Raw genomic sequence first — 11,117 nt, forward strand, 5'->3', positions numbered from 1 at the left:
AATCATTTCAATTTGTGTTAATCTGCGGAAATCTGCGTTTCTTCTTTGTACACTTTAATTTCAAATCTTGACGTAAAATGAAAAAGCATATATTCTATATGGCAATGGCGGCTCTTTCGCTGGCCGTCTTTTCCTCTTGCGAGGACACACTGACAGAGACTCCCGATTCCAGCTACGATAAGGATTCGTTCTTCGAGTCGGAAGCCAACGCCGATATGGCGGTGATGGGCATTTACAGTTCCATATCCGACTATCGCCACTATGGATGGTACGAGATGGCGGGGCAGGCATCCGATGATATGTATTACACCTCCCGTACCCATTCCGACAATACGATACACGATATGGTGCACTATCGGGTCACTTCCACTAATGAATGGGTAGAATGGCTTTGGCAATTGAAATACCAGGGCATCGACCGTGCCAATATGGCGATAGACGGTATTGTGAATATGCCCGGGTATGCCGAGAGCGAGAACCTGCAGGAGCTGGATGCCGAAGCCCGTTTCTTGCGTGCTTTCCTGGCTTTCGACCTGATAAAGTATTGGGGCGATGTGCCGTTCAAGACTACTTATACGTCCAATTATGAGGACGCTTTCGGCGCACGGGTAAGCCGCGAAGAGATTTACGACCAGATTATCGAAGACTTGAACTTTGCCAAGGAACACCTGCCATGGGCAGATGCAAGCTCCAGCCCCGAACGGGCAACACAGGGAGCGGCGCGAGCCATGCTGATGCGTGTCTACCTGCAACGTGCCGGCTATAGCCTGCAAATGGACGGGCAGATGACCCGGCCGGACGATACCAAGCGTGCCGAATACTTCAATGCCGTGATTAGCGAATGGGAAGCCATTCAGGCTAACGGGTATCATGATTTTTATAGCGGAGGTTATGAACAATTGTTCCGTAATTTTTCGCAAGATGTGCTGAACTCGCAGGAAAGTATCTTCGAAATAGCTTTCTTCCACCAGCAGGGAGCACGCAACGGTGGAGCGTGGGGCATCTACAATGGTCCTTCGGTAGCTGAAGTGCAGGGAGTGCCTACTTCGGAGATGGCGAACTACATGGGACGTGCCAACGGGTTCTTTATTGTGGTGCCCGAATGGCGTGACTTCTTCGAGGAAACCGATGTGCGCCGCGATGTAAGCATCTGTACGTATCGTTTCATTTGGAATACGGACAGCATGAAACACGTGAAGCAGGAACGTAATGCCGGTTCGTGGTATCCGGGCAAATGGCGCCGCGAATGGATGCCTACCGAAACATGGAACAAGAACATGAATTACGGTGATGTGAATTATTGCGTGTTGCGCTATGCCGATGTGGTGCTGATGGCGGCGGAAGCTTACAATGAAACAGGGAATACCACCGAGGCGTGGAACTTGCTGAACCGCGTGCGTGCCCGTGCAGGGGCTACGGAATATACCGATGCCAATTATGAAGAACTGATGGCAACCCGTAAGGCGACACACGACCTGACCTTCATCGATGATGGTTCGGCACAGGGACGTTTCCGTACGGCACTCTATTGGGAACGTGGCTTCGAGCTGGCTTTCGAAGGAGAGCGCAAGTTCGATCTCATCCGCTGGGGTGTGTTGGGAGATGCACTCCGCCTGTTCGGTTCGCAAAGCTCGGTCAACCGGGGTACGAATGCCGCTTATCCGGCATACCAGAACTTCGTGGACGGCAAGAACGAATTGCTCCCCATCCCGTTGGTAGAAATACAAAGCAACCCGAATTACGAAGGAAAGAATAATCCGGGATACTGATATAAATGAAGAATGAAGAATTAAGAATGAAGAATGCCATACGGTCAACGTGATTCTTCATTCTTCATTCTTAATTCTTTATTTTAGTAGGTTTCATATAAGTTTTACTGTTCGGCGGAAGCCTTGTCTTTTTTTGATGAGGCTTCTGTTGGTTTATTACAACAACAATGTTTGAAACGCAGATTCACGCGGATTCTTTTGATTTACTTTTTTTCGATTTACGAAGTACGATTTAAAGCTCAAATAGTAGATAGTAAATTGTCAAATCGTAAATTAAATTTACTATTTTTCGATTTACGAAGTACGATTTAAAGCTTAAATAGTAGATAGTAAATTGTCAAATCGTAAATTAAAAGAATCTGCGATAATCCGCGTTTCTTTAGAATTGCTATACCTAACCACATACATAAAAGAAATGAATACAATCAAAACCATGAAGACTTTTTGCCTGATTTGCCTTTGTCTATGGGCAAACCTGATGCGGGCACAAGTGCTCGACCGGAGTGCTTTCGAGTTGCTGAACCTGGACTATCCCGGTCTGGAGAAAGTAAAGACGGCTTGCGATGCGGGCGATACGCTCCGTGCCGCCGAAGAATTGTTGGCGTATTACCGCTCGCGGACGGGTGTGTCTACGCCCGACCTGGACTTGGAACATCTTTCGCTCAGCGAGCGCGAACGTGGCTGGGCGGACGATGCGCTGGAACATACTTTCTACGTGCACGACGGATACCAGCCTCCGTTCAATTACGGGAAAGACATCGACTGGCGCTATTGGCCCGTGCAGGACAATGAATTGCGCTGGCAATTGCACCGCCACAAATGGTTTACACCCATGGGAAAGGCTTACCGCCTGACGGGAGATGAGAAGTATGCCCGCGAGTGGGCGCTTCAGTATGCCGACTGGATAAAGAAGAATCCTTTGGTGGAGATACCAAAGGCACTTTATGAGTTGCAGGACGATGCCGAGGGCGAGGCGGAGAATGTGCGTTTCGCCTGGCGTCCGCTGGAGGCGAGCCACCGCTTGCAGGACCAGATTAACCAGTTCCTGCTCTTCCTGCCTTCGCCTTCGTTTACGCCGGCTTTCCTCACCCAGTTCCTAAGCAATTACCACCGCCATGCCCTGCACGTGATGCGCAACTATTCGGCAGAGGGCAACCACCTGCTTTTCGAGGCGCAACGGGTGCTCTATGCAGGGGCTTTCTTTCCCGAATTTAAGGAAGCTGCAGGATGGCGCAAGAGCGGCATCGATATCCTGAACCGTGAAATCAAGAAGCAGGTTTATCCTGACGGAGGGCAATACGAACTGGACTTGCATTACCACCCGGCGTGCATCGACATCTTCTGCAAGGCATTGCGTATGGCGGACGTGAACGGTTTCCGGTCGGAGTTCCCGCAGAGCTACACGGACACCATTGAGTCGATGATTGTGTTCTACATGAACCTCTGCTTCCCCGATTATACGAATCCTTGCTTCAGCGATGCCAAGCGGGGCAGCCGGAAAGGGGATATTGCCCGATACAAGGCTTGGGCGAAACTCTTCCCCGACAATGCCCAAATCCGGTATTTTGCCACCGAAGGAAAGGAAGGGCTTCCGCCTGCCAACCTCTCGAAAGGCTTCCTCGATTCGGGCTTCTTCGCCTTCCGGAACGGGTGGGGGAAGGATGCCACGGTGATGGTCATCAAAGCCGGACCGGCGGGAGAATGGCATAGCCAGCCCGATAACGGCACGTTCGAGCTTTGGGTGCAAGGCAAGAACATGTTCCCCGACTCAGGTTCGTATGTGTACGAAGGCAATGAGGAAGTGACCCGCCTGCGCAACTGGTTCCGCCGCACCGCTTCGCACAATACCCTGACGCTGGACGGGAAGAACCTGGAAGACCGCGTATCGCACACGAAAAGCTGGCAACCCGAAGGCGAGGTGCAATCCTTGGTCACCGAGCACGAGAGTTATAAGGGATTGACTCACCGGCGCACGTTCTTCTTCATCGAAGGTTCGTACTTCGTAATAGTAGATGAGGCACTGGGCGATGCTACGGGCACCGTCAACCTGAACTGGCACCTGTGTGACGGAAAGGTGAATATCGACCCCGAACACCTGGCGCTTTCGTCTGCTTTCGAGGGCGATGTGCAGGTCAAGCTCCAGTGCTTCGCACCCCGCCATACCGTGCTGAAGGAGGAAGAAGGCTGGTATTCCACCGCTTACCGCCAGCGCACCGAGCGTACCTCCGTATCGCTGAACACCCCGAAGGCATCGGAACCCTTGCGCTATATCACCGTCATCTGTCCCTACCGCTTGCCCGAAGGGGAACCGAAGATAAAGGCACGCTTCGCAGGGGAGTCTCGCATTGAGGTTTCGGTAGACGGGCAGAAGCGCACGCTTGCTTATTGATAGCTCTAGTTGCTTATGCGTTACAATTGTTACAATTACAGTTAATTTGAATTGACTTCCCAATGGAAGAAACAGAGGTTATAAAATTATATAGTATATATATTATATTATAATATATATACTATATAATTTTTAATGTATCACTCGTTCCGTCCGTTGCGCTTACATGAAAAACAATTTCGATTAACTGTAATTGTAACAATTGTAACGCTTGATGCGTAGCTATATGCGCAGCCCCACGCATATACTTTCGCGGGCTTGCGCATCTATATGCGTGTGTGTCTGCAAATAAAAAGTAAAGAAAGTGTACGGTTATTCATATTTTTTCTTACTTTTGGGAAAAATAGAAACACAAAATGAAATTACAGCCTATTCGGAATCTAATCGCAGGGATCGTATGCCTCGTTTGGTTTTGCACCGGGATGCAGGGGCAGGTTTCGTTTGCCCATATCGGACTGGAGGACGGTTTGTCGCAAAGCACCGTGCTTAGCATTACCCAAGACGTACAAGGCAATATGTGGTTTGCCACGTTTAATGGAGTAAACCGTTTCGACGGATACGATTTTACCGTCTATCGTCACGAGACCGGGAATGCCGGAAGCATTGGCGATAACATGGTGTATGCCGTCAAGGCAGACGGTAAAGGAGGCGTATGGGTAGGTACGAATAACTGGCTTTCGTATTACGATGCGGACAGGGATGCTTTCCGCAATTACCGTTGCCCTCAGAAAGAAGAAGATGTCCGGGTGATGCAAATCGCCGATGTGGACGATAGCCGTTTGTTGGTCAATACGTCCGCCGGATTGTATGTGTTTCATGTAGCGGATACATCTTTTGTGCAGTCCGGATTGCCCGCTGATTTGTTCCGGTTGAAAGCTACGGCGATATACCGTAGCAAAGATTCTTTGTACATAGGAGCCAAAGACGGATTGTGGATGTATTCATTCGCATCGCGGACATTGGAGCATCTTCATGCTTTGCCTTTGGGAAGAAAGGAAATCTTGACTTTATTGCAACACGGCAATCACCTTTGGATAGGAACCGAAGGCGACGGGCTTTACCGCATGGATAGGACTACACGTGAATTGCGTCATTATACGGCAGGAGGACCGGACGGATTAAGTTCTAACTTCGTGCGTTCGTTGGCTCTTGACGCCCGGAACCGGTTATGGGTGGGGACATTTACTTCGCTGGATATTTACGATGAGGCAACCGGAAGGTTTCAGGTATATACCAGCAACCGCCGCCAGAACCGGAGCCTTTCGCAAAGCTCTATCCGGAGCATCTTTATGGACTCGCAGGGAGGCATGTGGCTGGGTACTTACTTTGGCGGATTGAATTACTATCATCCGCTTCGTGAGCGTTTCCGCCATATCCGTTTCTCGCCCGAAGGAAATTCGTTGAATGATAATGTCATCGGTTGCATCACCGAAGACCGTAAGGGGAATCTGTGGATAGGGACGAATAACGGGGGTGTGAATTATTACGATATCCGTTCCGGGGAATATACTTATTATACCAAGGAACAAGGGCTTGGCTCGAACGATGTGAAGGCCATCTATGTAGACGAACAGGCCGGTAAAGTGTATATCGGCACCCATACGGGAGGGTTGAACATTCTCGACCGCCGTACGGGCAGGATTGAAAGCCTGATGCCGGAAACTACTAGGCTAACCAATATGAATGTATTCGCCATCCAGCCGTGTGCCGACGGCCGTCATTTATGGATTGGCACGTTAGAAGGACTGGTGCATTTCGATAAGGCGACGAAAACGTTTTCGGACATCAAGGGGAATGTTTCATTGGGTGTGAAACGTATCCGTACTTTACTGCTTGACCGGGAGAACCGTTTGTGGGTAGGCGGCGAAGACGGATTGGCGGTATGTTCCGGTAAAGGAGATTCGCTCTCTTCGGTCAGAATGGTGAGCGGCGAATCTGCTTTTGAATCGGCTACGGTTTACGGTGTATTCGAGGCTTCGGACGGTGATATATGGATTGCGACCCGTAACGGTTTGTATGGCTTTTCAGCTGGAAGAGATAGTGTCGTGCATTATTCGGTGGCAGACGGTATGCCCGATGCCATCGTATATGGTGTGTTGGAGGATGAGAAACACCGGTTGTGGATTAGTACGGATAACGGGCTTTCCTGTTTCGATCCGGAAAGCCGGAAGTTCAGGAACTTTACGGATGTGGATGGCCTGCAGAGCAATCAGTTTACTCCCTATGCCTGTTGTCTGGCTTCATCGGGCGAGATGTATTTCGGAGGCATCAACGGCATTACGGCTTTCCATCCCGAACGTCTTCAGGACAATCCATACGCTCCGCGAGCGGTCATATCCGAGCTGAGATTGTTCGGCGATCCGGTTCATCCCAATGACCAGACCGGCATCTTGCAGAAGCATATCAGCCTGACGGACCGGATAACCTTAAATCATAAGCAGTCTTCTTTCGCATTGAGCTTTGTCGTGTCGAATTACATAGCCGATAAGCACAATACGTTTGCCTATAAATTGGACGGATATGACAAGCGCTGGTTTGTTGTAGACGATAACCAGCGGTGGGCGACGTATGCTAATTTGCCTCACGGTACGTATAATTTCCTGGTAAAGGTAGCCAATAACGACGGCAAGTGGTGTGACGAGGTGACCAGCCTGGAGATAAAGGTACTTCCGGCATGGTATCAGACATGGTGGGCGATTGCGTTGTTCGCATTGATGATAATAGGTGTCATAACTCTAGTCATCCGTTTTTACTGGGAACGGGCAGATAAGGTGCGCCAGAAAGAATTGCAGGAGGTGAAAACACGCTTTTTCATCAATATTTCTCACGAATTACGTACACCGCTTACGCTGATAGTGGCTCCCTTGCAGGACTTGCTGGACAAGGTGACAGATAAATGGGTACGTAGCCAGCTGGAATACATGAAACGCAATACCGACCGGTTGTTGCATTTGGTCAACCAGTTGATGGATTATCGGAGAGCAGAGAAAGGGGTATTCGAATTGCGTGTCAAATGCATCAATGTCGGTCAGATTGTGGAAAAGAATTTCCGTTACTATGAACCGCTGGCACGTAAGAAGCACATTGATTATAACTTGCGTTCGGAACTGGGTGGTCGGCAGGTATGGTGTGATGCCAGTTATATCGAACTGATATTGAACAATCTTCTGTCTAATGCTTTCAAATATACGAACGACGGACAAAGTATTTTCGTCAACTTGAAGGCGGCAGGTGATGACTTGCTTTTGCAGGTACAGGATACGGGGGTAGGGATTCCCGTCAATAAGCAGGCGAAGATATTCGAACGCTTCTATCAAGTGGAAAGCGAGCACATCGGAAGCGGCATCGGGCTTTCGCTGGTGCAGAAACTGGTAGAGTTGCATCACGGGCGGATAGAAGTGGACAGTGCGGTGGGCAAGGGTAGTTGTTTTTCCGTTTACTTGCCTTTATCGCGGGAAGCCTATGCCGAAGAGGAATTGTCCGGAGGAACACAACAGGAGGAGCCGGTCTATTCTACCAATGCGCGGGATATGTATATCGTAGATACGGAAGAGGCACTGGAACCGGCAGAATCCGATGTGGATACAGACCGGAAAGAAACCATACTGGTGGTGGAAGACAACGATGAAATCCGGCACTATATGAGTCGCGGATTGGAACGCTTCTTTATCGTTAAGGAAGTGGAAAACGGAGAAGAGGCGGTAGAGCTGCTGAAAACCGAAGAAATCAGTCTGATCCTAACGGATGTGATGATGCCCGTTATGGACGGTATACAGTTGTGCAAATATGTAAAACAGAACCTGAAGACTTGTCACATTCCCGTCATTATCCTTTCTGCCAAGGCAGAGGTAAAAGATCAGTTGGACGGCCTGCAAGTAGGGGCAGACGATTACATAGCCAAGCCTTTTTCTCTCTCGGTGGTAGTAATGAAAATCAAAAACATTCTTCGTACCCATTATCGTGCCATCGAGCATTATTCAAAATCATTGGAGATAGAACCTGAAAAGATTGCCTTGAACCGGCTGGATGAGGAATTCCTGTCGAAGGCGGTCTCGGTGGTAGAAAAGAATCTGGAAAAGCCTGATTTCTCTGCCGATGACTTTGCGCTGGAAATGGGCATGAGCCGTTCTTCGCTCCACCTCAAGATGAAGGGCATAACGGGAGAGTCTACAACAGAATTTATCCGGAAAATACGCTTTAACCAAGCGTGCAAATTATTGAAAGAAGGAAGGTACAACGTGGCGGAGATAAGCACGATGGTAGGTTTCAGCACCCCTTCGTATTTCTCTACCAGTTTTAAGAAATACATAGGTTGTATGCCTTCTGAATATGCCAAGGGTGGGGCTGTTCAACAAAAATGAAAGTTTTTTCTACAGGAATGAAATTGTTTTGACGGGATTGAAACTCCTTTCCACATAAGAGAAACCGAAGTTGGCTGCATCGTTTTACTTTTGCGGTGATAAGAATTTAATAGTAACAGCTGACTTTATTGTAATAGTATGAAGACAATTTCTATTCCTGTGTTGGGTATGGCTCTGGTTATCGGAGTATGTGCCTGTAGTGAGAAACCTTCGGTGCAATCGGATGAATGGGTGACTCATGCCCTGGATGTAGCATCCTGCCAGTTGAAACAGACGGCTTCTGATTTGGGTGATTCCACTCTTATGCCCCGTTCGCTTTGGACGGGTTATTCGATGGATTTTCTGGTCCGTCAATTGCAACGCGATCCGGCTACGTTTCAAGATTCCTTGTTGGCGCCTCCGCCAGCCGATAAGTTGGGGAAACTTCGTTTATGTTCGATAAGAGACTGGACAAGCGGATTCTTCCCCGGAAGCTTGTGGTACACGTATGAATTGACCGGTGATGAAGAACTGAAGAAGTATGCCATTCAGTACACGAACATGCTGTATCCGATATCGGATGCAAAAGATACCCACGATGTCGGTTTCATGATTAATTGCAGTTACGGGAATGCGTTGCGGCTGGCTCCGAACGATACCATCAAGAATGTATTAGTAAAGACCGCCGATAACCTGTGTGCCCGTTTCGACCCCCAGATAGGTTGTATCCGTTCGTGGGATTTCGGGTATTGGAATTTCCCGGTCATCATTGATAATATGATGAACTTGGATTTGCTGTTCAGTGCGAGCCGGTTGACCGGCAACCCTAAATATAAAGAGGTAGCAGTCCAACATGCGCTTACCACGATGAAGCATCATTTCCGTCCCGACTATACATCGTATCACTTGGTAAGCTATAACGACGACGGTACCGTGCAATACCGGATGACTCATCAGGGCAAGAACGACGAATCGGCATGGGCACGTGGACAAGGTTGGGCGGTATACGGATATACGTCCTGTTATCGGGAAACCAAAGATACCGTGTTCTTGAATCAGGCGGTCAAGGTAGCAGATATGATTATGAAACGGGTGAACACCAGCGATTTGGTTCCGTATTGGGATTTCGATGCGCCAGTAGAGAAAGATACGCCGCGTGATGCTTCGGCAGCTGCGGTCATCGCTTCGGCATTTTTAGAACTGAGTACGATGGTGCCCGATGGAGAAAGGTATTTCGATTATGCGCAGAAACAATTGGAAAGCTTGTCGGGCAAAGATTATCTGGCGCAAAAAGGCACTAACAAAGGTTTCGTCCTGATGCATTCTACCGGTTCTTTGCCGCACGGCTCGGAAATTGATACGCCTCTTAACTATGCCGATTATTATTACCTGGAAGCGATGAAGCGTTATCTGGACATCAAGGAAGGAAACGGTTTGGCTGCATCGGAAGCATTAGCCGAAAAGAAATGAACATATAGTTGTGAATTATCCTTAATAAAAGAAATACGATGAGAGTAATTATTGAATCAGATTATCAGGCTCTTTCCGAATGGGCAGCTAATTATGTAGCCCAAAGAATCAATCAGTTCCAGCCATCTTCCGAACGTCCTTTTGTATTGGGCTTGCCTACGGGCTCTTCCCCATTGGGCATGTATAAGGCGCTGATTGAACTGAACCGAGAGGGAAAGGTGTCTTTCCGCAATGTGGTGACTTTCAATATGGATGAATACGTGGGTCTTCCCGAATCGCATCCGGAAAGCTACCATTCGTTTATGTTCAACAACTTTTTCAACCATATTGACATTCCGAAGGAAAACATCCATATCCTGAACGGGAACGCTTCCGACTTGGAGGCTGAGTGCGGGAATTATGAAAAGCAGATTGCTTCGTATGGGGGCATCGACCTGTTTGTGGGCGGCATCGGTCCCGATGGCCACATCGCGTTCAACGAGCCGGGTTCTTCCCTGACTTCGCGTACCCGTGTGAAGACGCTGACCACCGATACGATTGTGGCAAATTCGCGTTTCTTCGATAACGATGTGGACAAGGTTCCCAAGACTGCGCTGACCGTAGGGGTGGGCACGGTAATGGACGCCAAAGAGGTACTGATCCTTTGCAACGGGCACAATAAGGCGCGTGCCTTGCATCATGCCGTTGAAGGAAGCGTAACGCAGATGTGGACCATCAGTGCCTTGCAGATGCACCGCCACGGCATCATCGTATGCGATGAGGCGGCTACGGACGAACTGAAAGTGGGCACATACCGCTACTTCAAGGACATCGAGCGCAACAACCTGTAATCCATTATCCATTATTAATTGTTAATTGTTAATTATAGCCATGAGAACCAATTTGAGTTCGCAGATATCCCTTAACAGGGTGTCTACCCGATATTACAAGCCGGAGAATACGATTGACCGCTCCGTGCTGACCCGTTTTGAAAAAATCCCTACCAACATCTATGAAACAGTAGACGAAGGCGTGAAGTGCATAGCCGATGAGGTTATCCGCAAGATACAGGAACGCCAGCATGACGGCAAGTTCTGTACGTTGGCTTTGGGCACGGGGGCTTCGCTCCGTCCGCTTTACGCCGAACTGGTGCGCCGCCATAAGGAAGAA

General features: G+C 48.9%; 5 protein-coding genes and 1 pseudogene. All 6 read left to right on the plus strand.

Going from position 1 to position 11,117, the window contains the following annotated elements; translation table 11 throughout:
• Positions 1-77: 77 nt before the first annotated feature.
• Entirely contained in the window at positions 78-1,769 is a 1,692-nt protein-coding gene (locus B5F25_RS16230; protein ID WP_087250775.1) for a RagB/SusD family nutrient uptake outer membrane protein, read from the plus strand.
• Positions 1,770-2,202: 433 nt separating this feature from the next.
• Entirely contained in the window at positions 2,203-4,158 is a 1,956-nt protein-coding gene (gene hepC, locus B5F25_RS16235; protein WP_087250787.1) for a heparin-sulfate lyase HepC, read from the plus strand.
• Between the two features lie 356 nt (positions 4,159-4,514).
• Positions 4,515-8,519, plus strand: a complete 4,005-nt coding sequence (locus tag B5F25_RS16240; RefSeq protein ID WP_087250777.1) for a hybrid sensor histidine kinase/response regulator transcription factor — start codon at positions 4,515-4,517, stop codon at positions 8,517-8,519.
• Positions 8,520-8,657: 138 nt separating this feature from the next.
• Positions 8,658-9,968, plus strand: coding sequence for a DUF4995 domain-containing protein (locus tag B5F25_RS16245; protein WP_087250779.1), 1,311 nt, complete (start codon positions 8,658-8,660; stop codon positions 9,966-9,968).
• 38 nt (positions 9,969-10,006) lie between these two features.
• A complete protein-coding gene (nagB, locus tag B5F25_RS16250; RefSeq protein WP_087250781.1) occupies positions 10,007-10,798 on the plus strand; it encodes a glucosamine-6-phosphate deaminase in 792 nt (263 codons plus the stop codon).
• Between the two features lie 40 nt (positions 10,799-10,838).
• Positions 10,839-11,117, plus strand: a pseudogene (locus B5F25_RS16255) (glucosamine-6-phosphate deaminase); the annotation flags it as partial.

The sequence above is a fragment of the Bacteroides sp. An19 genome (assembly GCF_002160215.1).
Lineage (GTDB): Bacteria > Bacteroidota > Bacteroidia > Bacteroidales > Bacteroidaceae > Phocaeicola > Phocaeicola intestinalis.